Consider the following 24,338-nt stretch of genomic DNA (forward strand, 5'->3'; position numbering starts at 1 on the left):
TAGTCTGTCCCATTAATTCTGACAAGTAGATAAATTCTTCAATTTCTCTTCTTTCCTTCTTCCTTTGCGTACTTCGCGTCTTCTCTGCGAGACGCTGCGCGTAGCTTACTTCTCCGTAGGAGTACGCGGTTCGTTCTCTTATCCCTGAAATTTAATGGGACAGCCTACTAATACAAAGAAAAACTGTTTGTGCCAGTGACGATACAATAGCATTCATTGTCTTGCTGCTAACTTTTTTCGTTCTATGTTGCCAGTCATCTATTCCGATGAATTTTTAGATCACAAGACTGGAAAATACCATCCCGAAAGACCAGAACGTTTGATAGCGATCGCTACTGCCCTAAAAGCAGCTACATTCGCAGATAAAATCGCCTGGCGATCGCCCACACCAGCATCAGAACAGCCATTATTGATGCCTATGTTGGTTAAAGCGCATAGCCCAGCCTACATCAAAAAACTTTGGCAAATCGCTTCTAGTGGCGGCGGCCCTTTGGATGGAGATACGCCAGTTTCCCCGCGCAGTTATGATGTGGCTTTGTTGGCAGTAAGTGCATGGTTGGATGGAGTTGAGGCTGTATTAAAGTCGGCTAATCCAGCTTTTGTACTGGCGCGTCCCCCAGGACACCATGCAGAAAGTGATGCGGGGATGGGCTTTTGCCTATTTTCTAATGCAGCGATCGCAGCTTTTTTTGCCCTCGAACAACCCGGAATTAACCGCGTCGCCATCCTTGATTGGGATGTACATCACGGTAATGGTACTCAGGCGATCGTCGAAACTGAAGCATGCATCGCCTACTGTTCCCTACATCAGTACCCATGCTATCCCGGTACTGGAAGATCCACGGAACGCGGCTTTCATAATAATGTATTAAATTTACCTGTACCCCCAGGTAGTGATATTGCAACATATCAGCCACTCTTTGAAAGACAGGTCGTACCGTTTTTAGCTAACTTTCAGGCAGATTTACTGCTTGTGAGTGCTGGTTATGATGGCAATGCCGCAGATCCTTTGGCAAGTATCAATTTGCAGCCAGAAGACTACGCTTTATTTACTGATTATTGTCTGGGGATAACTCGTAAAATTCTGTTTGGTTTAGAAGGTGGTTACGACTTTGATTCTCTTTCTCAATCGGTTGTAGCGACAATTGAACGCTGTTTATTTTAGGGATTTCTTTTTTTGGCGTTGCAGAGAAAGCGCGATAATTTGGCAACTTCTAAAATTCCCCACTGCTTGTCCCAATTCATGCCACTGCTCTGCAACGCCCTTTTTTTAGGTGAAACCTCGGAATTCTTAATTGAATAACTTTCGTACATCCACTGACATCGTAGCAATCGTATTTAATTTGTAGCTCAGATTCTCGACTTCTCTCAAAAACCGGGAATCTTCTTATATATTTCCTTTGGATTTCACAACATAGTTAGCAAAAATAGGCATTTGTGCATATTTATTGTCATGATTCTTTGTGAGTTAGTTGACAAATTTAACAACTATCTTTACGTAAATTTAGGGTGACACAACTTGCGATCTAAACTAAAACTAAGTAATTTCTTTTACAAAGGCTTACTAAAATTCATCAAATCTTCAGAAATAAAAAGTTTGAATGTTGTTCTGAAACAGCTAAAGTTTTGTTAAGATGCAATTGCTAGCAGTTTCTCAACGAAATTCACCTATCGGGGTGTGGAGAAATAAAAAGTACTAGCAGCACAAATTTAAACAGGTGAAGCAATGACCACCTACATTTTTTTCGATGAAGCCCTACGAATGCTGACCAACGCCTATTTGATGTCAGTAGTACTGTTAATAGCAGCTTCTGGTATAGGTTTGGCGGTAATTGAAACAATAGAAAAAACAGGAGAACGCTAAGTTTACTGATAGCAGTATAATTTTTGCCAAAAACCATTGGGTACAGGTGTTCGCCGTGAATAAATCCTGGGAACACTAAAGTATGAAAGTCTCACAGCGTTGCAGCCTTACCTGGAAATCTATCAAACATACAGGTAACTGTAGCGCTATTGAGACTCAAACCAAGGAGCTACTACAATGGGTCTATTCGACGCTGTGTTGGGCACAGAAAGCCAAACCCAAACAGCACTCAATCAAGAGGAAGCTTTTGCTGTCATTATATTAGTGGCAACAGCCTCAGACGGTTATCTTTCTGTTGAGCAAGAAGATTCTATCACTTCTGTGCTGTCCCGGATGAAACTTTTTAAAAGTTATCCCCATGAGATGATGAAGAAGCTGTTTGAAAAAATCTTGGGCATTCTCCAGGGTGATGGTTTTAATGCTTTATTTAATGCAGCAAAAGATTCTCTATCTCAAGACTTGCGGGAAGCAGCCTTTGCAGTAGCCACTGATTTAGTCTTAGCTGAAGGTACTGTAGCTGAAGAAGACAAAAACTTCCTAAATGATTTATATCAAGCTTTAGGGGTTTCTAGTGAGATAGCAATACAAATTGTGCAAGTAATATTGATTAAAAACCGGGGATAGGGCGATAAAATATATGCTTAATTAGACTATATATATAGCTTATAAACAAAGCGTGCCAAAGGAGTTAAGCTTCTTTGGCACTATTTTTGGCGCTATTGTGACTAGGCTTAGATTCGCGCCTTTTTCGAGAAGTAGCAAATCTTGTTGTTCAATGCATTATTGTGTCATAATTCGAGTTTCTAATTTTGAACTCGAAATTGTAAATTACTTATGCGTTGTTCTGCCACCCTAACCCAACTAGTTGAAGTTATTTTGGCCACTCCGATAAACTTATCTGAAACTGCTTTAACACAAGTAAGTTGCGGGATACAAACAGATAGCCGTACCCTGAAGCCAGGTGAAGTATTTGTAGCTTTCCGAGGTGATAAGTTTGATGGACATGAATTTGTGCCAACTGCGATCGCAAAAGGTGCAATAGCTGCAATTGTGGATTTTGAATACGAAAATCCTGGTTTTCCTATATTACGGGTAAAAGACACCCTCCAGGCATATCAGAAAATTGGCAGATGGTGGCGCGATCGCTTTCACATCCCTGTGATTGGTGTAACAGGTTCTGTAGGTAAAACTACAACTAAAGAATTAATTGCGGCAGTTTTAGGAACAAAGGGACGAGTTCACAAAACTTTTGGAAATTACAACAACGAAATTGGTGTCCCGAAAACTCTCCTAGAACTTGGTGCAGAACATGACTACGCCGTGATTGAAATGGCGATGCGGGGTAGGGGACAAATTGCCGAACTGACGCAAATAGCGCGTCCAACAATTGGAGTGATTACCAATGTGGGAACGGCGCATATTGAGTTACTGGGTTCCGAAGAAGCGATCGCTGAGGCAAAATGTGAGTTATTAGCCGAAATGTCTGCTGATAGCGTGGCAATTCTGAACCACGACAATCCTTTATTAATGGCCACAGCAGCAAAATTTTGGCAGGGAGAAGTTTTAACTTACGGCTTTTCTGGTGGAGATATCGAAGGGCAATTAATTGATAACGACACTGTAGAAGTTGCAGGAATTCAACTACCTCTACCTCTACCTGGGCGTCACAATGCAACTAATTTTTTGGCAGCTTTAGCGGTGGCAAAGGTGTTGGGGATCGATTGGGCAAGCCTGAAAGCAGGTGTAATGGTGGATATGCCCACAGGGCGATCGCAGCGATTTAGCTTACCCAATGACGTGTTAATCTTAGATGAAACTTATAATGCTGCACCAGAAGCGATGATCGCAGCATTGCAATTATTGGCAGATACACCCGGAAAGCGGAAGATTGCCGTGTTGGGTGCAATGAAAGAATTGGGAGAGCGATCGCAGCAGTTGCACCAGCGAGTGGGAGAAACAGTGCGAAAGTTGAATTTAGACGGTTTGTTGGTTTTGGTAGATGGACAAGATGCCGAAGCGATCGCCCTTAGTGCCGAAGGTATCCCATCGGAGTGCTTTGCAACTCATGCTGATTTGGTGGCTAGGTTGAAAATATTTGTGCAAGCAGGCGATCGTTTATTGTTCAAAGCCGCCCATTCCGTGGGACTAGATCGGGTAGTCAATCAGTTACGTGCAGAATTTCCTAAATGATACCACTCGAAACCCAACGTCTCATATTGCGAGACTTTGTAGAATCAGATTGGCCAGAGGTTCATCAATACGCTAGCGATCGTGAAGTTGTGCGTTATTTGACTTTTGGCCCTAATAGCGAAGAAGATACCAAGAATTTTTTGCAAAGAGAGATTTCATTGCAAGGCGAAGAACCTCGTCAGCATTTTGCCTTGGCAGTGACTTTAAAAGTCCAAAAGCAATTAATTGGAATCTGTCGAATATCCATTAAAGATACTGACAATAAAATAGGCTCTATTGGATACTGTTTTACTAAGGGATTTTGGGGGCAAGGATATGCAACTGAAGCTGTAAAAGCAATTGTATCATTTGGTTTTCAGGAGTTAGGCTTACATCGCATCTTTGCGACTTGTCACCCAGAAAACATTGCCTCAGCAAGAGTTATGCAAAAAATCGGAATGCAGCAGGAAGGATATTTGCGAGAACACCATTGGATTAAGGGAGAATGGCGAGACTCTTGGCTATATGCCATCCTTGAGCATGAGTGGAGAAGAGTTAATTAGGTAAGGTATAGCCTAACCGATTTTTTGGTCTGCAAGCGATCGCTTTTTCTGATATGATCTGATATGTATATTCCTGGGCGCAACCTGCCAATACCAGCAAATTTTTTGAAGTAACTAAACTTAGACAATGGCTAAGTGATTTAAGTTGCCTTTGTAGCCACTAATCTCAATCACGGCATCGGTGAGAGCAGAGAATCCATTAGTATTATCATTAACTGCCAGAAAAGTCTGCTGATGAGTGCCTTTACCGAGAGTGAAAGTTGCCGCAGCTTTAGCCACAAAAGCAGTTACAGTTAATATCTGTTGTACATCTGAAAGATTCAGACTTGCAACAGTGCCAAGTTGAACCAAATTAGCGGCTGAAACTGTATTCAGACTATCAATTTTATGTTGACAGATGTTAAGGTCAGTAATCACATCAAACCTAGATAGCAGCGAATCACTTAGGCTGTTAAACACAAATTTATCAGCACCATTACTGCCTGTGAGGGTATCACCACCAGCGCCACCGTTGAGGATATCATTACCGTTACCACCAACCAGTTTGTCATTTCCTGCTAATCCAAAGAGTTGATCGTTGCCGTTTTTACCAGAAATTTTGTCATTACCAGCCCCAGCAGTGAGTTTATCTTTACAGTTGCCACCGCTTAAGGTAATGTTTGGTACATTTGCTTCTGTAGTAATCTTGCCGATCGGTTGACTATTAGCATCAAACAGATAACTGGCAACTGCATCAGCGATCCCATCGCTGTTATTGTCAATATCTGCGGAAGTTAGTTTGCCGTTGGCATCGTAGTTGTAAGTGGTAATCTCATCAGCGATGCCATCATTATTTTTGTCAACTACCTGTGCAGTGAGTTTGCCGTTAGCATCGTAGCTGTAAGCAGTTACTTCATCAATGATACCATCATGATTATTGTCAAGAAGCTGTGATTTTAGCTTGCCACTAAAATCGTAAATATAAGTGCCAACCGCATCAATTACACCATCGTTGTTGAAGTCATAGCTGGCGGATGCGCGTCCATATATATAGGTTTCGACACTATTAACTATGCCGTCGCTGTTGTCGTCATTCCTTCGGGATGTCAACTTGCCGTTGGCATCATAAGTTTCAACACGTTCAGCGATGCCGTCGCCGTTGCTATCATAGCTTTGGGATGTTAACTTGCTGTTAGCATCATAAGTAGAGGTTTCGACAGAATCAGCGATACCGTCACCGTTGTTGTCATAGCTATAAAATATCAGGTTGCCGTTGGCATCATAATCATAAGTATAGATATAGACAATATCAGCGATACCGTCACTGTTGTTGTCATAGGTAGAGGATGTCACGTTTCCCTTGGCATCATAAACGAAGGTTCCGCCACTATCAACGATGCCATCGCCGTTGTTGTCACGACTATAAAATATCTCGTTGCCGTTGGCATCATAAGTATAGGTTTCAACAGAATCAGCGATGCCATCGCTGTTGTAGTCAGTACTAGAGGATGTCACCTTGTTGTTGGCATCATAAACCAAGGTTTCGACAGAATCAGCGATGCCATCGCTGTTAAAGTCACGACTTTCCGATGTCCGGTTGCCCTTGGCATCATAAGTATAGATGTAAACTTGTTCAGCAATGCCGTCGCCGTTGGAGTCAAAGCTAGAGAATGTCAACTTGCCGTTGGTATCATAGATTTCGGTCTCAACACCAACAGTGCCGTCAGCATTGTTGGCACGACTAGTTAATGTACGGTTACCCTTGGAATCATAAATAGAGGTTTGGATATAATCACTGATGCCGTCACCGTTGTAGTCAGTGCTAGAGGATATCAGGTTGCCCTTGACATCATAAGTAGAGGTTGAGAAAAAATCAGCAATGCCGTCTTCGTTCTGGTCACGACTATAAGATATACGGTTGCTGTTGGCATCATAAGTAGAGGTTTGGACAACAGCGATGATACCGCTACGCTTGTCGTCAAGGGTTTCGGATGTTTGGTTGCCGTTGATATCATAAGTATAGGTTCTGATAAAATCAGCAATGCCGTCGCCGCTGAAGTCAACGTTATAGGATGTCAGGTTGCCCTTGGCATCATAAGTATAGGTGTAGATAGATTCAGCGATACCATCACCGTTGTCGTCATAGATAAGGGATGTCTGGTTATAGCTGTAGGTAATAACTGAGTCTATTGTGCCATCACTGTTTTTGTCTATATTCTCAGATATCAGTCTGCCATTGGCATCGTAAGTGGATGTTGTAGTTGAGGTCATAAACTTCTATTAAACTTATTTTAGCTACAAGCAAAAATACTGAACTCATCTCAGAGTCTTTAGTTAGATTTGTACTCATAACAGTGAGAATATTGATTTATCAATTTTGATAATATTAAAAGCTGTTTGTAAAGTAAGTTTAAGACGAAGTTGCTATTTAGCTGACGCGACGCAGCATTAATCGAGTCATTGCTGCTTTTACCAACAGCACCAGAAAGGGCGAGTACAGAATTTTAAGTCGTCTTAAATCTAAAATTTGGAGGGTAATGTCTAACGATAAGCCGAAGAAGTGCCTACGCAGCGCTTTACCTTATCAGAAGGTGCGATCGCAGGTTTGTAATTACTGGCATACACACCCAAAAAGGGCAAATTTGCCGTATTGGGTGCGATGAAAGAATTGTAAAGAGCGATGTCTAACCACAAGCCGAAGAAGCGTTTACGCACCAGCGAGTTGGAGAAATAGTGCGATCCGCAACTATGTGTAGATTTCAGGCGTTGTTGGAAAGACTAGGGCTGTTACTGTAGCGTCTTTGAAAAAGAATTGCTGCCAAATTCGTCACCAAACAAGTAATTGCTAGCCACAGCAAGATATAAGTAGGAGCCATCACCACGCCAATCTGGAACCAAGTATATACGTGCAGTATCATTACAGAAGCGAAAAAGCTAGCAATTCCAGCAGATTGCCACACTTGATACGATGGGCGACGTAACGCTACCAGGCTCATCGTTAAAATTGTGACAAGCAAGTTCGCTGGTACGAGAAATGCACAAATACTAACGCAGTTACCACGAGAGAACTCAGCTAAGGTGTTTAAATCGAGCATTAATTTATTGGGATAGATGTTAGCGTTTTAAGAATTTAATTTATTGTATTTTAAAATAACGAAATCAACATTAATATATGAGTGAGTACTCACATTGCAAATATAACATAAATTAAACTATTGAGTTGCGTTTTGATACTAGCAATAGTTAGTTAATTATAAAGATTTTGGATAAGTAGGGTGGAAAATACCCACCCTAGCTGAATTAACCCGGTAAAATCACCGTATCGATAACGTGTACCACACCATTATCAGCTTCGATATCTGCTGCTAAAACTGTGGCATTTTTAACTTCAAAACCATCAGAAGAACTAATTTTAATGGGTGAACCTTCCACAGAATTAACCGTACCGAGTTCTGCTAAATCAGCCTTTAGCAGCTTTCCTGGAACGACATGATACTTTAAAATCCGCGTTAGCTGGGGAATATTCTGTAACAGAGTTTGGATAGTTCCCGGCGGTAACTTGGCAAAAGCATCGTCATTTGGTGCAAAGACAGTGAACGGGCCAGGACTTTTTAATGTTTCTACTAAACCAGCAGCTTGTACAGCCGCCACCAGTGTTTTGAAAGACTCAGCCGTAACTGCAATATCAACAATATCAGCCATATATCTTACCTAAATCTCTGCAAAAGATTTTAAAGGATAATAAACCTATTTTAAGTTTTATTAAACAAAATAAATTTAAAATCAGGCGTTGAATAAACCACACATAAAAGTGTAATTTACGCTAGACATCACCTGATGATGTTTTGAAGAAAATTCTGATTTAGTTGAACAGCTGATGTATGAAGTGGCGGTGGCGAAAACTTATGAGCGCACGATCGGCGATCGCTGCATTCAAACAATGCTCAATTATACAATCAAGCTTCAATTGGGGGAACCTCCGCAAGGCAGTGGCTCCCCTATGCTGATTAATTATGATTAGCTTTCCAGTTTGCTAAATCGGTTAAAGAGCGATCGCGATAACGTCCATAACGCTCCTGCTTACTTTTGATTTTCGCACCCAGTTCGGGAAAAATCCCAAAGTTGGGTGGCATCGGTTGGAAATGCTTTGGCGAAGCAGAACTAATAAATTCCAATAACGCACCCATCATTGTTGTTGGTGGTAAAACCAAAGCTTCTTTACCCAAAGCTAGCCGCGCTGCATTAATTCCCGCCAAGCAGCCACCCGCAGCCGCAGCAGTATAGCCTTCAGTACCAATCAATTGTCCAGCAGCTAACAATGTCGGACGCTCTTTAAATTGCAGAGTTGGATGCATTAGCCCAGGAGCATTAATAAAAGTGTTGCGGTGCATCACTCCCAATCGCACAAACTCTGCCTTTTCCAAACTTGGAATTAGCTGAAATATTCGCTTTTGCTCGCCCCAACGCAGGTTAGTTTGGAATCCTACCATATTCCACAGTTGACCGGCTTTATCTTCTTGTCGTAACTGCACCACAGCATAAGGACGTTCCCCGGTGCGAGTATCTGACAACCCCACTGGCTTTAGGGGGCCGTAGCGCATGGTATCTTCCCCACGCTGTGCGAGTTCTTCAATGGGTAAACAAGCTTCAAAAAATTTCGCTGTTTCTCGTTCAAAACCTTTGAGTTCTGTTTGTTCCGCTTTACAAAGTTCTTCTCGAAACCGCAAGTACTGCTCTTTATTCATTGGGCAGTTGAGATAAGCGGCTTCACCTTTGTCATAACGTGATGCCATAAAAGCAACGTCACGGTTAATCGATTCTCCCACAATAATCGGACTAGCCGCATCGAAAAAGCTGAGGTATTCCATCCCGGTAAAGCGGCGCAAATCTTCCGCTAAGTCGGGACTGGTTAAAGGCCCAGTTGCCAAAACCACAATTCCTTCGGGAATCGCAGACACTTCACCCCGGCGAAATTCAATTAAAGGATGATGTGCTAAAGTTTGAGTCAAGTCTTGGCCAAATTGCCCCCTATCTACCGCTAGCGCCCCACCCGCAGGAACGGCGTGTTCATCAGCTTTCGAGATGACGATAGAACCAAGTTGGCGTAACTCTTCGTGCAATAATCCCGCCGCGCGATCGCTTGCCATTGCCCCAAAAGAATTACTACACACTAATTCTGCCAAGTGTTCTGTATGATGAGCAGGGCTGAAGCGTTTTGGACGCATTTCATGCAGAATTACCGGTACTCCAGCTTGGGCTATTTGCCACGCTGCTTCAGTTCCAGCTAGTCCACCTCCAATTACTTGTATCGGTTGTTGTTCCATAGTTAAATTTTTAGTTCCTATATCATAAGTATCCATCAGCATCACAGAAGGAAAATTAAATAAAAAGTCATGCTGACTATACAATCAGCGTAAAACATGGTGGAGCAACAACACCAGATAATTTCTGCTATGCCTGTATTCTATGTAACCTTTAAAAAATTATAAATTATCTGTATCAATTCCCTTTTCTTTGAGTTTAGCCAACAATTCTTGATAGCGATCGCGCTCTTTTTCTAATTCTTGTAAAGCCGCTTCTTTTGCTTGGCGTTCTTGTTCTCGTAACCGATCGATTTCTACGGGTGACAAAAACTTTTGTCCGGTAGGAGAAACAATTTCCAGAGTTTCCGGGGTTAGTGTAAACCGGATTCCCAAACGCGGACTTACCCAATCATTCATCTCTTCGATGACTTCAAAACTATCCCCAGAACGGAGCAAGCCATTTAAATCGTTCTTAGCCGGATCGTAAATATAATATTCTTCTACGCCGTAACGCTGGTAAAACTGCAATTTTTTGGTCATTTCTTTGAGGGTATTACCTGGCGACAGAATTTCAAATACTACCTGTGGGGGGATATTATCTTCATCCCACTGTAAATAGGAACCCCGTTTTCCTTTTGGTCTGCCAAAGACTACCATTGTATCCGGCGCTTGTTTAAGATTCGGGCTTCCTTTAACTGGATACCAAAACAAATCTCCGGCGATAAATACATCAGCTTGCGATGCAAATAAAATTTCTAAATTTTCTTTAATTTTGACAATCCATGCAAATTGTTCTGTATTATCCGCCATTGGCTGTCCGTCGCTTTCCGGGTAGATGACTTCGATGGTGGTTTCTGGTGTAACTTGTTGTACCATTGCTGTACCTCCAAGTATGGGGTTTTTAGCTGATATTTCTAGTTGAGATAGCGATCGCGTTCATCTTAATTTTACCTATAAGTAAGTCGGCGATAAAAAACCAAGCTATGTAAAATCTCTGGAATTAGCTTGTAGTTGCGTTTTAGCAAAGACAGCGCAACTCCAAACCATAATTATTTATTCATGCCGACTTAGTTAAGACTGAATTTCGCTCATGAAGTCGATTGCTTTTTGGTGAAATATTGTGTTTTGATGCTTTAAAGCAATTTGGGCTGATTCTTGGAGATCGGCGATCGCTTCCTCCCGATTACCTAAGCGATGGCGATTGATAGTCACCAGAGTTATAAAGTATATAACCAAGGCTGGAATATCCAAAAGCAAATATTAAATTGAGCATTGGTTTATAAAAGTTTATTACACTAGTATTTTTCCCAAATCTAGGAATTAAACATCACAACCTTTGCTCTGCTGTTTTGCAACTGCACACAATTTGCCACAAACTATTATGGAAATTTCCGATCGCGCACTTCCACAGCATAATCTTGCACGGCTTTGGTAATCGTTTCTCGCAAGTTTGTATAAGCTTTGGCGAATGGTGGATGTTTCTCAGCAAGTCCGAGTACATCTGAAGTAACTAAGACTTGTCCATCGCAGTGAGTTCCCGCACCGATACCGATTGTCGGAATGCTCAATTTTTGTGTAATCTGCATTGCTAAATCTGCGGGGATATGCTCTAAAACCAGAGAAAATACACCAGCTTTTTCGAGAGCGATCGCTTCTTGTAAAATCCTTTCACTCGCTTCTTCCGTTTTCCCTTGTTGTCGCAAACCGAGTTGATGTATTGATTGCGGTGTCAAACCGACATGACCCATTACCGGAATTCCAGCTTGTACCAAACGAGCAATAGTTTCTGCGATCGCTGGATAGCCACCTTCCAATTTTACCGCTTGAGCGCCTGTTTCTTTCAGTACCCGCCCAGCTGAGTGCATCGCTTGCTGGAGACTTTCTTGATACGTCAAAAATGGTAAATCTACAACAACTAATGCGCGTTTAACCCCACGACGCACAGATTTGGCGTGGTATATCATTTCATCCAACGTTATCGGCAGTGTTGTTTCATACCCTAGAACTACTGCCATAGAGTCGCCCACAAGGATTAAGTCTACACCAGCTGCATCGATGAGTTGAGCGATCGCATAATCCCAGGCGGTCAACGCCACAATTGAACGTCCCTGTTGTTTCCATTGAATTAATTGCTGGGTAGTGATTGCCATTTTTAATTAGGGGATAGGGGATAGGGGATAGGTGATAGGGGATAAGTCATAGGTGATAGGCTATTAGAAAGAATTCAGTCCCCTGTACCCTTTAACCTGTCCCCTAATCCCTACTTAACAGCGCGACTGAAAGCAATATGGGGTTTTGCACTACTCGTTTTGGGCATTAACCAAGCTAGACCTTCACTAGTGCCGATCCATAATTTATTGGCGATGTCAGGTGCAAGGGCAAGAACCCGACTAGAAGGAAGTCCAGCAACTTCTGCATCTAACACAGCTCCTGTATTTGGATTTAATCGTAACAAACCATTATTAGTCCCGACCCAGACACTACCATCTTTCGCAAAACGTACTGCACTCACATCACGCCCGCGCAGGCGAGTCACAGACCGCAGTACTGCACCAGTTTTTGGGTTAATAACTAGCAAATTATTTGGCATCCCCGCCCAAATTAATCCTTCTGGACTAATAGCTAAGGCTTGTACGGTTGTCCCAGGTAAATCGGCAATCCGCTTCATTATCGTTGCACTAGAAGTATTTACCCGCACTAATCCATCAAGAGTACCAACCCACAGTTGACCTTCAGCATCTAAAGTCAGGGCGTTGGCACTAACACCAGGCAGATTTTTTAATGTTGTCATAATTAAGCCTTGGTCGGGACTAATTAGGGCTAAACCACTATCGGTTCCAGTCCACAAATAACCCCGTTTGTCAAGTAACAATGACAACACGCGTTTAGAAGGTAAAAATAAATTCTGCGCGGTGATTTCATTAGTGCGGGGGTCTACCCGGCTTAGTCCCTCATAACTTCCCACCCACAAGCGTCCTACTTTGTCTTGGGCTAAAGCACCAATGGCAATATTCGGTAACCTAACACGAGAAATAATCTTGCCGGTTTTAGGATCGATCCGCGATAGTCCCCGCCAAGAACCTACCCAAAGATTGCCTGTAACATCTCCGAGTAAGTTACCAACACGATAATCAGTTTCTGGCGAATTTTCTTGGACTCCCCGCTCATCGGGTAAGGATTCTACGCGCGGTGGCGGTGCAGAAGGCGGGTAAGCAGGGGTTAGCTCAGATGAATTAATATCAGGGGTTTTTTGTGCCCATCCTATACTTGGCAAAGCTATCAACCCCAGCAAGATAGAAGTAGTCAATAAACTAGTACGCTTGCAAAACAATACCACGGTGACATTTCCTTTGGAGACACTACCCATAGCCGTTACCTAAACTGGCTTTGGGTTAATCTCAGTGTTCCCCTAGCTGAGATTTTTTAAACATTGGGGATTGGGGACTGGGGAATAGAAAATAAATATTTAGGAATACTTACTTTCTCATTACCCAATACCCAGTCCCTATTGCCCAATGTTTAGATACCATTGATGACACGTTGTAAAGCATCTGTAATAAAATGTTAAATTTTTATGTAATAACAAAATTAAATATATAAGTTAAAAACTTTCAAAGAATAACTTATCGAATTCTTGATATATTGTGGAATAAGTTACAAATTACGTGGTGTGCAATTTTTTATCTTTACGCTCACGACTGTGCTAAATTTCTGTCAAGTAAATTCTTTTCTGGTATCTTTTCCATCAACGGAGGAGATAGAAGGAGTGTAAAGGCGGGAATGTGTGCCAGCCAGCCCAATCCCCTGAATACCCCGATTTGTAGGGAAATTATCTAAATACTATCTGCAAAAAGCGGAAGTTTTGGTGAAATTGAGAAGGTTTAGTTAGGTGCGAAGAAGAGGTAAAAAAGAATTTTGATTCGTAGGAAGAGGGAACAGTAGAAGCGCTAGGTCGTGTACCCCTAGAAGGGGATAACACTGGTGAGGAGGGCTACCACCGCTACCAAAGTGTCAGCCGCAAAAAGACTGCTACCCTTTGCCAAAAACAACCCTTAACAAAAATTTTTCCCGTTCTTTTCCCCAATGAAGGGGGAAAAAATGGGGTAAGGGGAAGTTGCACAAAACGTGATTTGATAATTAACAAGAGTGATTTCAGGGAAGGATAAAATATGTCTTACGCTCAAACGAAGACTCAGAGCAAGTCTGGGTATCAAGCCGGGGTTAAAGATTACAGACTTACTTATTACACACCCGATTACACACCAAAAGATACCGATCTTCTAGCTGCGTTCCGCATGACACCCCAGCCTGGTGTTCCTCCCGAAGAAGCAGGTGCGGCTGTAGCGGCTGAGTCTTCCACAGGTACTTGGACAACTGTGTGGACAGACTTGCTCACCGACCTCGATCGCTACAAAGGTCGTTGCTACGATATCGAACCAGTTCCCGGTGAAGACAACCAGTACATTTGCTACGTTGCCTATCCTTTGGACTTGTTTGAAGAAGGTTCTGTAACCAACGTTTTAACCTCAATTGTAGGTAACGTATTTGGTTTCAAAGCTCTGCGGGCACTGCGTCTAGAAGATATTCGCTTTCCAGTAGCTTACATCAAGACCTTCCAAGGGCCTCCTCACGGTATCCAAGTTGAGCGCGACAAGTTAAACAAATACGGTCGTCCTTTGCTGGGTTGTACAATTAAGCCCAAATTGGGTCTTTCCGCTAAGAACTACGGACGCGCTGTATACGAGTGCTTACGCGGTGGTTTGGACTTCACCAAAGACGACGAAAACATCAACTCCGCACCATTCCAAAGATGGCGCGATCGCTTCTTGTTCGTAGCTGAAGCTATCAACAAAGCTCAAGCAGAAACCGGTGAAATTAAAGGTCACTACCTAAACGTCACCGCTCCTACCTGTGAAGAAATGCTGAAGCGGGCTGAGTACGCTAAAGAACTCAAAATGCCCATCATCATGCATGACTACCTCACCGCAGGTTTCACCGCCAACACCACATTGGCTCGTTGGTGCCGCGATAACGGTATCTTGCTGCACATTCACCGGGCGATGCACGCTGTAATTGACCGTCAAAAGAACCACGGTATCCACTTCCGTGTATTGGCTAAAGCCCTACGTTTATCTGGTGGCGACCACATCCACACTGGTACAGTAGTTGGTAAGTTGGAAGGTGAGCGCGGCATCACAATGGGCTTCGTTGACCTGTTGCGTGAAAACTACATTGAGCAAGACAAGTCTCGTGGTATTTACTTTACCCAAGACTGGGCTTCTCTACCTGGTGTAATGGCAGTTGCTTCTGGTGGTATCCACGTATGGCACATGCCCGCGTTGGTAGAAATCTTTGGTGATGACTCCGTACTACAATTCGGTGGTGGTACTTTGGGTCACCCTTGGGGTAACGCTCCTGGTGCAACCGCTAACCGCGTTGCCTTGGAAGCCGTTGTTCAAGCTCGTAACGAAGGCCGCAACTTGGCTCGTGAAGGTAACGATATCATCCGCGAAGCTGCCAAGTGGTCTCCTGAACTAGCTGTTGCTTGCGAACTGTGGAAAGAAATCAAGTTCGAGTTTGAAGCAATGGATACCGTCTGATCTGAGTTAACGGTTAAGAGTTAAGAGTTAGAAGTAGAGACGCGACGCCAGTCGCTACAACGGGGGGAACCCCCCTTCGGGTTCGGGGGTTCGCAATCGACGGGAACCGCCAAGACTGCGACCCCCTCACCGCAACGCGCTGGCTCATGAATCGCGTCTGTACAAGAGTTAGGATTTGCATTAATTCATAACTCATAACTCATAACTCATAACTCTTCAGGGCTGGGGTCAAGCATGAATCTTAAGCAAATTGCGAAGGACACAGCCAAAACTCTCCAAAGCTATCTGACTTATCAGGCTCTAAGGACAGTATTGGCACAGCTAGGCGAAACTAATCCGCCATTAGAACTTTGGTTGCATAACTTTTCGTCTGGCAAAATTCAAAATGGTGAGTCATTTATTGAGCAACTGTTGCGAGAAAAACCAGAATTGGCTTTGCGAATCATGACTGTCAGAGAACACATTGCGGAAGAAATTGCAGAATTTTTACCGGAAATGGTTACCACTGGCATTCAGCAAGCCAACATGGAACAGCGTCGCCAGCATTTAGAACGCATCACACGAATAGACGCATCTAACCCCAGTCTCCAACCAGAACAGCAAGCAACTTCAGATCCGAATTTGGATAACTCATCCAATTAGTTCGGTCAACCTAGTAGTAAAAAATCGCAACCCATTATCAAAAGCTATGCAAACTTTACCAAAAGAGCGTCGTTACGAAACCCTTTCTTATCTGCCACCCCTGACTGACGCTCAAATTGCCAAGCAGATTCAGTACATTTTGAATCAAGGTTACATTCCAGCGATCGAGTTCAACGAAACTTCTGAGCCAACAGAATTATATTGGACAATGTGGAAGCTACCTTTGTTCGGTGCTAAATCTACTCAAGAAGTATTGAGCGAAGTTCAAGGATGCCGTTCTCAATTCAACACCAGCTATATCCGTGTTGTGGGTTTTGACAACATCAAGCAGTGCCAAATTCTCAGCTTTCTTGTTCACAAACCTAACAAAGCCAACAAATACTAAATTTAGCAAGCTTTAAGTAATTGGTTTATCCCCATAGGAGAGGTAGAATTATCTGCCTCTCCTATTTACTAGATTTGTTTTGAAACGCATAGGGAGGTAGAGGAAAACGCAGAGAATAACTCCGCGTCACTTTGCATTTTCCTCTGCGTTTTTTAAGAAGATAATAAATGGAATTACAGCAGCTACCTGAAATAAGAATTTGTTTTGTTGGTGACTCCTTCGTTAACGGCACTGGCGACCAAGAATGTCTTGGCTGGACTGGGAGAGTATGTGCTAATGCTAATAAAAAAGGTTATGAAATTACTTACTATAATTTAGGAATTAGGCGTAATTCGAGTACTGATATAGCAAAACGTTGGTTACAGGAACTTTCACTGCGATTACCCAAAGAATATGATGGCAGAGTTGTGTTTTCTTTTGGATTGAATGACACAACATTAGAAAATGGTAAAACTCGCGTGGATTTGGCAGATTCCATCAAAAATGCCTATGAAATTTTAAGTAAAGCTCAAAGGTTATACCCTATTTTAATGGTTGGCCCAGCACCATACGCAGAACAAGAAGATAGTCAAAGAAGAAACAGAAATATTGATTTATCTAAACAGTTTGCTTTAATTTGTAATGAATTAAATATTCCATATTTAGATGTTTTCCCAATATTAGAAAAATCAAGTATCTGGATAGATGAAGCAAAAGCTAATGATGGCGCTCATCCTAGAGCAGGAGGTTATGCAGAATTTGCCAAAATTGTGGAAAATTGGGATGCTTGGTTAAATTGGTTTCCCTAAAGTTTAGCAATGGGCAAATAGCGATCGCCCTAAGTTATCCTATAAAAAAAGGGTAAAAAGTTGCATGGCATGGCCAAAAAAGGGAACAAGCCCGATTACGGTGAATAATATAACCTACCGTTGGACTGTTAGATTCGATAGCGGTTACATAAAGTTGATTGTTGTACGTGAACCCCAGACAGGACAACGACTGGCTACGACATTTCCTTATCGATTGATGGCTACGACATTTCCTTATCGATTGATGATGGTTAATCCTTTGATTATTCCTTCTGTAGTACGTTCAGTTATCTTGCTAGCTTTGGAGCAAGGTTGGCAACCAACTAAGCGAGGGTTGAAAGAATTTTACATTGATGTCGATAAGCAAGCAATTCCCAGTTTTGAAATTATCGGAAAAAAAATATATGCAGCATATTCCTCTAACTGAAGCATCCAAAAATTTACCCGACTTAATTGAAGCAGCACTCAGTGGTGAGGAAATTATCATCATCAAAGATAATCAACCTGTTGTGAAGTTAACTCCTGTGTCGCCAGTTAAACGCCCCCGCCAACCTGGAAGCGCAAAGGGTTTAATTACAATATCTGATGACTTTGATGAACCACTGGAAGATTTTAAGGAATATATGGAATGATATTACTGTTGGATACACATACTTTTATTTGGTATGTGACTGACAATTCAAGACTTAGTAATCAAGTACTAGAGTTCATCAATGATGAGAATAATGAGATTTTGCTAAGTATCGCTAGTCTATGAGAAATAGCTATTAAGCAGAATTTAGGAAAGCTTAATTTCAATCAGCCATTTGAGATATTTATCACACAGCAACTCAATCTGAACGATTTTAAGTTACTCGATATCAAAATTAGCCACGTTACTGTTGTTGCCGCACTACCCTTACATCACCGTGACCCATTCGACCGAATTATAATTGCACAATCGATAGTGGAAAATATACCTTTACTGAGTGCCGATAAAATTTTTGATGCATATCCAATAAGACGTGTGTGGTAGGTAGCGTTGCTTTTCTACCAAAAGATAAATAAACAGTTATAACCAAAAAAACTTAACATTACTTTAGGCAGTGCTAGGCAAAGATAATTTTATGGGTTACTACATCGCTCCCCGCTTTTTGGACAAACTGGCTGTCCACATCACTAAAAACTTTCTAAAGCTTCCTGGAGTAAGAGTCCCGGTGATTTTAGGTATTCACGGACGCAAAGGGGAAGGCAAAACATTTCAATGTCAATTAGTCTTCGAGAAAATGGGTATCGAAGTAACTAACATTTCTGGCGGCGAATTGGAAAGTCCAGATGCAGGAGATCCAGCGCGGTTGATTCGGTTGCGCTATCGGGAAACAGCAGAACTGATCAAAGTACGCGGCAAAATGTGTGTACTGATGATTAACGATTTAGATGCGGGGGCTGGACGCTTTGATGAAGGCACTCAATATACTGTAAATACGCAGTTGGTGAATGCCACACTGATGAATATTGCTGATAATCCCACAGATGTGCAGCTGCCTGGAAGCTATGATTCCACACCTTTACATCGCGTACCGATTATCGTCACAGGTAATGATTTTTCCACTCTCTATGCACCGTTAATTCGGGATGGACGGATGGAGAAATTCTACTGGGAACCAGACAGAGACGACAAGGTGGGGATTGTCAAAGGGATTTTTGAATCGGATGGACTGTCACAGAAGCAAGTTGAACAGCTAGTTGATACTTTTGTCAATCAGTCTATTGACTTTTTTAGCGCTTTGCGATCGCGCATTTACGACGAACAAATCCGCAACTACATTCATAAAGTAGGTTTTGAGCAGGTATCCTTGAGTGTGGTTAACAGCGTTAAAGGCCCACCAGAGTTTAAAAAACCAGATTTCCGGCTGTCTCACTTAATCGAGTCCGGTAACTTCCTAGTTGGCGAACAAAAACGGGTGGAAAATTCCCATTTGGTTGATGATTACAATCGACTCAATCGAGGTAGAAATTCTCAATCAGCACCACCTGCTGTTGTAACACCTATTAGTCAGCCGTCAAATGGCGCAACCCAAGAAGTAAAAACTAATCAATTCCAGAAACAGCAAGCATCAAGTGCACATTTGACTTTAGAGACACAAGAACAGATTCGGCAATTATTGGCTCAAGGTTACAAAATTAGTATTGAACACGTAGATGAGCGCCGTTTTCGCACAGGTTCTTGGCAAACTTGTGTTCATAGTCACATCGATGCAGAGTCTGATGCAATCTCAAATTTAGAGGCAACTTTGTCAGAATATAGCGGTGAGTACGTGCGCTTAGTAGGTATTGATACAAAAGCTAAACGTCGGGTTTTAGAGACGATTATTCAGCGTCCGAATGGGAAAAATTAGTCATTAGTCATTAGTCATTAGTCAAAAGGAAGTGGGGGGAAAACTAATGACTATGGACTAATTCAAACCACGTTCTTGGCGGGCGTGGTATTTTTGTTGGACTAATAACTGATAACTAAGCGTGAGTTCGACGAACCTCTCCCTCCCAGCCTCCCTCTCCGAAACGGAAAGGGAGGAGCAACGAAAAATTCAGCTTTTTGCTCCCCTCTCCGTGTCGGAGAGGGGCTGGGGGAGAGGTCAAATAGGCTTGTCAAACTCACGTTAACTAATAACTAATGACTCCGCAAAGGGGTTTGATAGCTGAATCTTAACTTTTTAACTACAAGTAACTGCTGAAGCCGAGTTAACTGTAGCTAAATCACCAGTGAATACTGCTGTGTATTGATAAGGTGATGAACCAGAGCAAGTCATGGAATTTGTATTAGCGCGACGGGGAGTCCACCATGACTTTGCTTGCACAGTCAAATTTGTGCCATTCCATGAGAGGTTTTGGACAACTAAAGAGTTAGTTTGCCCATTATCTGCTTTTTTAGCAGATAAAAATGTGGCATAGTCAACCTGACCGTTGGCTGGGTTAATGCGAGCTATGATTGCGACTTTTGGCCCGCCTCCGCTACCATAGCTAGACAACCAGCGCCCAGTTGCAAAGCGGCGAAAATCGTTACCAGTCTGACTACCAGTGGCAGAGTAAACGCCATATAAAACATTTGCCCCATCCCAAAATAATCCATAACCCGTACCATCATCATTTGTGGTTTCGTAATCATTACGACACCATGTTTTGATCCCATTATTAAAAAGGGCAGTCACAGGGTTTTTGTTATTAGATGAAGCTTGCTCATAACCAATGTAAATGGTTATATTCCCACTACTTACTTTGGGCCCATTTTTAGCTTTGATTGTCGCTTCACTATCATTGCAACTGAACGTCACAGCATTACCGATAGATGAATTTACAGTTTGGGCAAACGCTGGAGGAGCTTTTTGGGCGATTACTAAATCAGCTAGTAATATTACAGACAAAGAGAAATTTGCCCAAAATTTTTGCAATTTGGGAGAATAATTATTCATGGTAGAAACCTGCCGAGAAACTGTTAGGGAAAACACCGTATCACTATAAACTCTAATCAGAGTTTAAACAAGCAAATTCCTTGAAAACCCGTGATTGCAGTATTTTCAACATTATGAAAAGTAAGACTAAGTTAGAAAATGCATAATATAATATGCATGAGATTGCATGATACTAACTGTATATAACCCTTACTTATAGAAGAGCATTGTTGAATAGAAGAAATTGCAATCGTACTAGTCAACAATAAATGGTATTAATGGACAAGTAGCGTTTGTTCATTCTCCATGTTTATTGTTAAAAACTTTATTAACCTCTGCTTTATACCTACTGCCGTGCTGTTCTAGACGGTTTTAGCATTCTGATTTAATACTTCTCCTGCACTAGCTTTCAGGCGGCTTAATCTGCTTTTGCGGACACGTTCGCTATCACGAATACCACCCGCCATCTCATATTCACTGCTGTCTTTGCCATACTTAAAAGCAACGCCCCTCACCATCTTATCTGTAAGATTGCTCAAGGTTTTTTCCATCTCATCAATTTTAGTTTTGGAAGAGTCAATCATAGCTAGAGCAATGTTATAAGCGTCCAGCATAGTGCGTAACTCTTCAATTGATTGAGTCAGATTTTGTAAATTGCAATTATCACCAAAATCCATTTTTGAATCAATTGCTTTCAGTCCAGCGGATCTCAATTCAGCTTTTTCTAGAACACGGGATGTACGTTTTGGGCGGGACATAGATATATTCGTTGAACAGGGTTCTAGGGTTAGTTTGACTTAGTGAAGCTGTTTTCTGGTTCAGTAAATTTCGTGAATAATTTTATTTCTTAAAAAACTAATACATAAATCTGGGTAATTTCTCTTAATTCAGATATAACACCTGATTTTTTGGACGATTGCTTTAATGTTGATGATGAATATTGTGATGTTGATGATGAACATCGCGATGTTGATGATGAATATCGTGATGTTGATGATGAACATCGCGATGTTGATGGTGAATATCACGATGTTGATGATGGATATCGCGATGTTGATGATGGATATCACGATGTTGATGGTGAATATCGCGATGTTGATGATGGATATCGCGATGTTGATGATGAGTATCGCGATTATTCATCATAATGGCTTCTCATGGAGGTGCGTAGACGCGTAGCGCAAAGCCGGAGACTCCGAAACTCCGGGCTTGTCATTATGCGCCCCTATAGGGCAATACAATTCAGTTAGCGCCAAAAACCTTAAACTGTGTAGGTTGGGTGGAGCGCAGCGCAACCCAACATATATCAGGATGTTAGGTTACGCAAAGCCTCCACCCAACCTACAATTTTTCTTAACTTCCTGCTCCCTGCTCCCTGCCCCCTGCCCTCTGCCCAAAATGGGTACCCCTTTGGGGAAGCAAGCTACGCGTAGCGTCCCGCAGGGATGGGATATTTTTTAGTTGGAAGCCCCAAAATGCTGCTTTACCACGTCTAAGCGCGAACAATTCCAATAATCGACATGGGACACAATCAAACCATCAGAGTTAAGACCTAATTCACTCCAACCAGGAATAGAGATTCGTGGCTTCCAGGGGAGAGGAGTATTCCAACTGAGCGTCCACTCAGTTTTTATTGTGTCTCCTAAACGTTGAATATTATGTAAATCCATCTTGGGAGCTAAAAACCAAGTTTGGATAAATTTAATCATTGCTTTGTAACGTTTAACGCCACGAAATTTATTTAGCGGGTCTTGAAAATAAACGTCTGGAGCATAAATGCTGTAAGTTTGATTTACTGGGAATCTTTGATAGTCTTCTTTGAGAATTTCAATGATATTCATGATAAATAGATATATCTGTAAATTGCTTTAATATGTAAACGTGGCGCGGATATAAATCTCGATTAAAAATTGGAATTAACCTTCATTCCATAAACGTTCTAACTGACGCCGCCAAGTAGCTAGAACTTCTTCTCGCGCTTCTGAGGTCTGATTTATTTCGCCCATCAATCCTTCTGCATAAAAGCGTTCTAAGCTTTGCATCGTAGCTTGCAGAGATTGTCCTTGCTGTTTTGCTGCCTGAATAATTTGCCGGATGCGGCTTTCAATTAGTCGATTAAAGACATTATCTAATCCAGCCTGATGGAGAGATACAAGTCGGTTGATTGCATTGGACAAATCTGCACTCACTAAAGTGCCAGTGTTATGTTGAAATACTCCCCAAATTACCCCTTCATACAAAGCGTAACGTACTTCCTGGGTGTCATCAAAGTTGCTTTCTAGGAACTGTTCTAAAAATGGTTGGGCTTGTTGGATGGGCAGAATAGGCAGTAAAACTCGCAGCCAAGTTTTATCTTCGGAAAGCAGTACCAACAGCCGAAAAGTAGAAGTGTCTACTTGCCACGAACCAGGAGCGATGTCTACGAGGGGCTGCGCCAACGCATTAATAGCTGTTGTGTCAAATAATTCTGTTAGCGTACCCGCAATTTCTTCAGGTGTCATAAGCTTTTATTTAGATATAGCCTCTAGATTAGCGCAGAGGTGGATCGGCTTATTCACTAAAATGCTGTACTGTTTGCTGGACAACTTCCAGAGGTAAAGTTCAGTTACCTTAAATAGGCAGTGGGGGCTTACAACTAGTGTACGCCCCCACAAATGAATCTATTCAACTGAATTGAAATATTTTATTTAAATTATCGAGTTGCTCAAAAACACAATGCCGATCGCACACAAAGCGAAGCCAGCAATGCTAATTTTCCAGGGTAAAATTCGGTTTATTTCTCCCATACCCATTGCAACACCAATTTCTCTAGCACTCATGACAACCGCAAACAGAGTTAAGGTAATCCCTAGTATATAGGCAACTAGTGGCAGCATTCCTGCCCCAATAATAGATTCAGCATTAGCGTAACCCTGAAATAAGCCAGCACTGATGCTCGTTAGAGCAAGTACCAAAAAGTTTGGTTGATTTGGCATCATCAGCATAGTACCAAAAAGGATGGTAGAAATGGCGATCGCTATTTCTGTGCCTGGGAAATTTAGCTGGAATATATGAATTACAATCCCCAAGGCTGCTGCGAAGACAAAAGATCCAGCGATCGCAGCGCCCCAAACAAATACAGATGAGAGTAAGCCAATAGCAATAATACCAACTAAACAATTCAAGCTAATGATTGGATCTGCTAGCCCCCAGAGAAAGCCTTCCCACACGTTAGAGATGGCACGATCGGCTGGTGTTCCACTCAATGAACTCAGTAAGCTGATTAAAATTAAAGCTGCGATCGCCCCAATATGCCGATGCATTAACTTCAAAGTGTAAAATTCTCCCCAAGCACGGGATTCTGATAATTTAGTTTTGAACATTACCATATGTCAAATTAGTTTTTTCGGTAATTTATACTACCCACATGCTCAAAAGAACTAACGTGGTAATGATGCGAGATTACACTAGCTTTATCTTCGTTTTATTCTGGTATTTCTAAATTACTTTCCGAATTAGCCTCAGACTTTGTGTAAATGGAATCAGCAAAGCTTGCGGATATTACTGAAATAAAATGCAGTCATGCGATCGCTGAATATCCATTCGTATTAGATGTCATATCAAGTCCGAGTAATTAG

Annotated in this window: 30 protein-coding genes; 16 read left to right on the forward strand and 14 right to left on the reverse strand. The window is 42.0% G+C overall.

The annotated features are described in order from the left end of the window. Nucleotides 1-244 precede the first annotated feature (244 nt). From V7L01_RS31920 to V7L01_RS31940, 5 genes are all read left to right on the forward strand, one after another. On the forward strand, nt 245-1,165 hold the full coding sequence (locus tag V7L01_RS31920; protein WP_335042109.1) for a histone deacetylase family protein: 921 nt from the start codon (nt 245-247) through the stop codon (nt 1,163-1,165). A 561-nt stretch (nt 1,166-1,726) separates the two neighbouring features. Continuing rightward, nucleotides 1,727-1,864 (forward strand): hypothetical protein, encoded by a 138-nt coding sequence (locus V7L01_RS31925; protein ID WP_335042111.1) that lies wholly within the window; start codon nt 1,727-1,729, stop codon nt 1,862-1,864. Between the two features lie 177 nt (nt 1,865-2,041). Then, on the forward strand, nt 2,042-2,488 hold the full coding sequence (locus V7L01_RS31930; RefSeq protein ID WP_335042113.1) for a tellurite resistance TerB family protein: 447 nt from the start codon (nt 2,042-2,044) through the stop codon (nt 2,486-2,488). Nucleotides 2,489-2,698: 210 nt separating this feature from the next. Beyond that, nucleotides 2,699-4,054 (forward strand): UDP-N-acetylmuramoyl-tripeptide--D-alanyl-D-alanine ligase, encoded by a 1,356-nt coding sequence (locus V7L01_RS31935; RefSeq protein WP_335042116.1) that lies wholly within the window; start codon nt 2,699-2,701, stop codon nt 4,052-4,054. Continuing rightward, nucleotides 4,051-4,596 carry a GNAT family N-acetyltransferase gene (locus tag V7L01_RS31940; protein ID WP_335042119.1) on the forward strand — a complete coding sequence of 182 codons (546 nt, stop codon included), beginning with the start codon at nt 4,051-4,053 and terminating at the stop codon, nt 4,594-4,596. The genes V7L01_RS31935 and V7L01_RS31940 overlap by 4 nt, the downstream gene beginning before the upstream one ends. A gap of 120 nt (nt 4,597-4,716) precedes the next feature. Here V7L01_RS31940 and V7L01_RS31945 read toward each other — a convergent pair whose 3' ends face one another. The 4 genes from V7L01_RS31945 to V7L01_RS31960 all read right to left on the reverse strand — a co-directional run bounded on the left by V7L01_RS31945 (nt 4,717) and on the right by V7L01_RS31960 (nt 8,277). Then, the gene (locus tag V7L01_RS31945; protein WP_335042121.1) at nt 4,717-6,846 is read right to left on the reverse strand and encodes a bluetail domain-containing putative surface protein; all 2,130 of its coding nucleotides are present in this window, start codon (nt 6,844-6,846) and stop codon (nt 4,717-4,719) included. 270 nt (nt 6,847-7,116) lie between these two features. After that, the gene (locus V7L01_RS31950) at nt 7,117-7,290 is read right to left on the reverse strand and encodes a hypothetical protein (RefSeq protein ID WP_335042123.1); all 174 of its coding nucleotides are present in this window, start codon (nt 7,288-7,290) and stop codon (nt 7,117-7,119) included. Between the two features lie 44 nt (nt 7,291-7,334). After that, nucleotides 7,335-7,670: a hypothetical protein gene (locus tag V7L01_RS31955; protein WP_335042125.1), complete on the reverse strand. Its 336-nt coding sequence runs from the start codon at nt 7,668-7,670 to the stop codon at nt 7,335-7,337. A 205-nt stretch (nt 7,671-7,875) separates the two neighbouring features. Then, entirely contained in the window at nt 7,876-8,277 is a 402-nt protein-coding gene (locus V7L01_RS31960) for a fasciclin domain-containing protein (RefSeq protein WP_118166018.1), read from the reverse strand. Nucleotides 8,278-8,452: 175 nt separating this feature from the next. Between V7L01_RS31960 and V7L01_RS31965 the strand changes: the two genes are divergently transcribed. After that, nucleotides 8,453-8,596: a hypothetical protein gene (locus V7L01_RS31965; RefSeq protein ID WP_335042128.1), complete on the forward strand. Its 144-nt coding sequence runs from the start codon at nt 8,453-8,455 to the stop codon at nt 8,594-8,596. Here V7L01_RS31965 and trmFO read toward each other — a convergent pair. Continuing rightward, a complete protein-coding gene (trmFO, locus tag V7L01_RS31970) occupies nt 8,583-9,899 on the reverse strand; it encodes an FADH(2)-oxidizing methylenetetrahydrofolate--tRNA-(uracil(54)-C(5))-methyltransferase TrmFO (RefSeq protein WP_335042130.1) in 1,317 nt (438 codons plus the stop codon). The genes V7L01_RS31965 and trmFO overlap by 14 nt on opposite strands. Before the next feature lie 59 nt (nt 9,900-9,958). Between trmFO and V7L01_RS31975 the strand changes: the two genes are divergently transcribed. Then, on the forward strand, nt 9,959-10,054 hold the full coding sequence (locus V7L01_RS31975; protein WP_335042267.1) for an HNH endonuclease: 96 nt from the start codon (nt 9,959-9,961) through the stop codon (nt 10,052-10,054). Between the two features lie 4 nt (nt 10,055-10,058). Here V7L01_RS31975 and V7L01_RS31980 read toward each other — a convergent pair whose 3' ends face one another. The 4 genes from V7L01_RS31980 to V7L01_RS31995 all read right to left on the reverse strand — a co-directional run bounded on the left by V7L01_RS31980 (nt 10,059) and on the right by V7L01_RS31995 (nt 13,245). Further along, complete coding sequence (locus V7L01_RS31980; protein ID WP_335042132.1) at nt 10,059-10,754, reverse strand: Uma2 family endonuclease; 696 nt, start codon at nt 10,752-10,754, stop codon at nt 10,059-10,061. Between the two features lie 195 nt (nt 10,755-10,949). Then, complete coding sequence (locus V7L01_RS31985) at nt 10,950-11,090, reverse strand: hypothetical protein (protein ID WP_335042134.1); 141 nt, start codon at nt 11,088-11,090, stop codon at nt 10,950-10,952. 167 nt (nt 11,091-11,257) lie between these two features. Beyond that, nucleotides 11,258-12,028, reverse strand: coding sequence for a 3-methyl-2-oxobutanoate hydroxymethyltransferase (panB, locus tag V7L01_RS31990; RefSeq protein ID WP_335042136.1), 771 nt, complete (start codon nt 12,026-12,028; stop codon nt 11,258-11,260). 110 nt (nt 12,029-12,138) lie between these two features. After that, a complete protein-coding gene (locus V7L01_RS31995; protein WP_335042138.1) occupies nt 12,139-13,245 on the reverse strand; it encodes a ligand-binding sensor domain-containing protein in 1,107 nt (368 codons plus the stop codon). 802 nt (nt 13,246-14,047) lie between these two features. On the opposite strand from V7L01_RS31995, the gene V7L01_RS32000 reads away from it, so the two are divergent. From V7L01_RS32000 to V7L01_RS32035, 8 genes are all read left to right on the forward strand, one after another. Next, nucleotides 14,048-15,478, forward strand: coding sequence for a form I ribulose bisphosphate carboxylase large subunit (locus V7L01_RS32000; protein ID WP_069072882.1), 1,431 nt, complete (start codon nt 14,048-14,050; stop codon nt 15,476-15,478). 234 nt (nt 15,479-15,712) lie between these two features. Then, nucleotides 15,713-16,120, forward strand: a complete 408-nt coding sequence (gene rcbX / locus V7L01_RS32005) for a RuBisCO chaperone RbcX (RefSeq protein WP_335042140.1) — start codon at nt 15,713-15,715, stop codon at nt 16,118-16,120. Nucleotides 16,121-16,166: 46 nt separating this feature from the next. Further along, nucleotides 16,167-16,505 (forward strand): ribulose bisphosphate carboxylase small subunit, encoded by a 339-nt coding sequence (locus V7L01_RS32010; protein ID WP_334972189.1) that lies wholly within the window; start codon nt 16,167-16,169, stop codon nt 16,503-16,505. A 167-nt stretch (nt 16,506-16,672) separates the two neighbouring features. Then, nucleotides 16,673-17,293 (forward strand): GDSL-type esterase/lipase family protein, encoded by a 621-nt coding sequence (locus V7L01_RS32015; RefSeq protein WP_335042142.1) that lies wholly within the window; start codon nt 16,673-16,675, stop codon nt 17,291-17,293. A gap of 64 nt (nt 17,294-17,357) precedes the next feature. Beyond that, nucleotides 17,358-17,720, forward strand: a complete 363-nt coding sequence (locus tag V7L01_RS32020) for a hypothetical protein (protein ID WP_335042143.1) — start codon at nt 17,358-17,360, stop codon at nt 17,718-17,720. After that, on the forward strand, nt 17,698-17,925 hold the full coding sequence (locus tag V7L01_RS32025) for a type II toxin-antitoxin system Phd/YefM family antitoxin (protein WP_335042145.1): 228 nt from the start codon (nt 17,698-17,700) through the stop codon (nt 17,923-17,925). The genes V7L01_RS32020 and V7L01_RS32025 overlap by 23 nt, the downstream gene beginning before the upstream one ends. A 134-nt stretch (nt 17,926-18,059) precedes the next feature. Beyond that, nucleotides 18,060-18,308 carry a type II toxin-antitoxin system VapC family toxin gene (locus V7L01_RS32030; protein ID WP_335042269.1) on the forward strand — a complete coding sequence of 83 codons (249 nt, stop codon included), beginning with the start codon at nt 18,060-18,062 and terminating at the stop codon, nt 18,306-18,308. Nucleotides 18,309-18,399: 91 nt separating this feature from the next. Beyond that, nucleotides 18,400-19,671, forward strand: coding sequence for a ribulose bisphosphate carboxylase small subunit (locus tag V7L01_RS32035; RefSeq protein ID WP_335042147.1), 1,272 nt, complete (start codon nt 18,400-18,402; stop codon nt 19,669-19,671). Between the two features lie 315 nt (nt 19,672-19,986). On the opposite strand, the gene V7L01_RS32040 is transcribed toward V7L01_RS32035, so the two are convergent. Both V7L01_RS32040 and V7L01_RS32045 read right to left on the reverse strand, forming a co-directional pair. After that, a complete protein-coding gene (locus tag V7L01_RS32040; RefSeq protein ID WP_335042149.1) occupies nt 19,987-20,742 on the reverse strand; it encodes a hypothetical protein in 756 nt (251 codons plus the stop codon). Between the two features lie 341 nt (nt 20,743-21,083). Continuing rightward, on the reverse strand, nt 21,084-21,479 hold the full coding sequence (locus tag V7L01_RS32045; protein ID WP_335042151.1) for a hypothetical protein: 396 nt from the start codon (nt 21,477-21,479) through the stop codon (nt 21,084-21,086). Nucleotides 21,480-21,629: 150 nt separating this feature from the next. Here V7L01_RS32045 and V7L01_RS32050 point away from each other — a divergent pair, with 150 nt between their 5' ends. Continuing rightward, entirely contained in the window at nt 21,630-21,869 is a 240-nt protein-coding gene (locus V7L01_RS32050) for a hypothetical protein (protein ID WP_335042154.1), read from the forward strand. 309 nt (nt 21,870-22,178) lie between these two features. On the opposite strand, the gene V7L01_RS32055 is transcribed toward V7L01_RS32050, so the two are convergent. The 3 genes from V7L01_RS32055 to V7L01_RS32065 form a co-directional block, all read right to left on the reverse strand. After that, nucleotides 22,179-22,562, reverse strand: coding sequence for a DUF2358 domain-containing protein (locus tag V7L01_RS32055; protein WP_335042156.1), 384 nt, complete (start codon nt 22,560-22,562; stop codon nt 22,179-22,181). Between the two features lie 75 nt (nt 22,563-22,637). Further along, the gene (locus V7L01_RS32060) at nt 22,638-23,222 is read right to left on the reverse strand and encodes a leucine zipper domain-containing protein (RefSeq protein ID WP_335042158.1); all 585 of its coding nucleotides are present in this window, start codon (nt 23,220-23,222) and stop codon (nt 22,638-22,640) included. Nucleotides 23,223-23,408: 186 nt separating this feature from the next. After that, nucleotides 23,409-24,083, reverse strand: a complete 675-nt coding sequence (locus V7L01_RS32065) for a HupE/UreJ family protein (protein ID WP_335042160.1) — start codon at nt 24,081-24,083, stop codon at nt 23,409-23,411. Nucleotides 24,084-24,338: the final 255 nt, after the last annotated feature.

This window comes from Nostoc sp. (genome assembly GCF_036917095.1).
GTDB lineage: Bacteria > Cyanobacteriota > Cyanobacteriia > Cyanobacteriales > Nostocaceae > Nostoc.

Coding starts and splice junctions, on each gene's coding strand:
- V7L01_RS31980 (WP_335042132.1), bottom strand. CDS start 10,754: ATGGTACAACAAGTTACACCAGAAACCACCATCGAAGTCATCTACCCG.
- V7L01_RS32060 (WP_335042158.1), bottom strand. CDS start 23,222: ATGACACCTGAAGAAATTGCGGGTACGCTAACAGAATTATTTGACACA.
- V7L01_RS31925 (WP_335042111.1), top strand. CDS start 1,727: ATGACCACCTACATTTTTTTCGATGAAGCCCTACGAATGCTGACCAAC.
- panB (WP_335042136.1), bottom strand. CDS start 12,028: ATGGCAATCACTACCCAGCAATTAATTCAATGGAAACAACAGGGACGT.
- V7L01_RS32055 (WP_335042156.1), bottom strand. CDS start 22,562: ATGAATATCATTGAAATTCTCAAAGAAGACTATCAAAGATTCCCAGTA.
- V7L01_RS32040 (WP_335042149.1), bottom strand. CDS start 20,742: ATGAATAATTATTCTCCCAAATTGCAAAAATTTTGGGCAAATTTCTCT.
- V7L01_RS31955 (WP_335042125.1), bottom strand. CDS start 7,670: ATGCTCGATTTAAACACCTTAGCTGAGTTCTCTCGTGGTAACTGCGTT.
- V7L01_RS32045 (WP_335042151.1), bottom strand. CDS start 21,479: ATGTCCCGCCCAAAACGTACATCCCGTGTTCTAGAAAAAGCTGAATTG.
- V7L01_RS31965 (WP_335042128.1), top strand. CDS start 8,453: ATGTATGAAGTGGCGGTGGCGAAAACTTATGAGCGCACGATCGGCGAT.
- V7L01_RS31945 (WP_335042121.1), bottom strand. CDS start 6,846: ATGACCTCAACTACAACATCCACTTACGATGCCAATGGCAGACTGATA.
- V7L01_RS31935 (WP_335042116.1), top strand. CDS start 2,699: ATGCGTTGTTCTGCCACCCTAACCCAACTAGTTGAAGTTATTTTGGCC.
- trmFO (WP_335042130.1), bottom strand. CDS start 9,899: ATGGAACAACAACCGATACAAGTAATTGGAGGTGGACTAGCTGGAACT.
- V7L01_RS31930 (WP_335042113.1), top strand. CDS start 2,042: ATGGGTCTATTCGACGCTGTGTTGGGCACAGAAAGCCAAACCCAAACA.
- rcbX (WP_335042140.1), top strand. CDS start 15,713: ATGAATCTTAAGCAAATTGCGAAGGACACAGCCAAAACTCTCCAAAGC.
- V7L01_RS32025 (WP_335042145.1), top strand. CDS start 17,698: ATGCAGCATATTCCTCTAACTGAAGCATCCAAAAATTTACCCGACTTA.
- V7L01_RS32015 (WP_335042142.1), top strand. CDS start 16,673: ATGGAATTACAGCAGCTACCTGAAATAAGAATTTGTTTTGTTGGTGAC.
- V7L01_RS32000 (WP_069072882.1), top strand. CDS start 14,048: ATGTCTTACGCTCAAACGAAGACTCAGAGCAAGTCTGGGTATCAAGCC.
- V7L01_RS32020 (WP_335042143.1), top strand. CDS start 17,358: ATGGCATGGCCAAAAAAGGGAACAAGCCCGATTACGGTGAATAATATA.
- V7L01_RS32065 (WP_335042160.1), bottom strand. CDS start 24,083: ATGTTCAAAACTAAATTATCAGAATCCCGTGCTTGGGGAGAATTTTAC.
- V7L01_RS32035 (WP_335042147.1), top strand. CDS start 18,400: ATGGGTTACTACATCGCTCCCCGCTTTTTGGACAAACTGGCTGTCCAC.
- V7L01_RS31960 (WP_118166018.1), bottom strand. CDS start 8,277: ATGGCTGATATTGTTGATATTGCAGTTACGGCTGAGTCTTTCAAAACA.
- V7L01_RS31940 (WP_335042119.1), top strand. CDS start 4,051: ATGATACCACTCGAAACCCAACGTCTCATATTGCGAGACTTTGTAGAA.
- V7L01_RS31920 (WP_335042109.1), top strand. CDS start 245: ATGTTGCCAGTCATCTATTCCGATGAATTTTTAGATCACAAGACTGGA.
- V7L01_RS31995 (WP_335042138.1), bottom strand. CDS start 13,245: ATGGGTAGTGTCTCCAAAGGAAATGTCACCGTGGTATTGTTTTGCAAG.
- V7L01_RS32010 (WP_334972189.1), top strand. CDS start 16,167: ATGCAAACTTTACCAAAAGAGCGTCGTTACGAAACCCTTTCTTATCTG.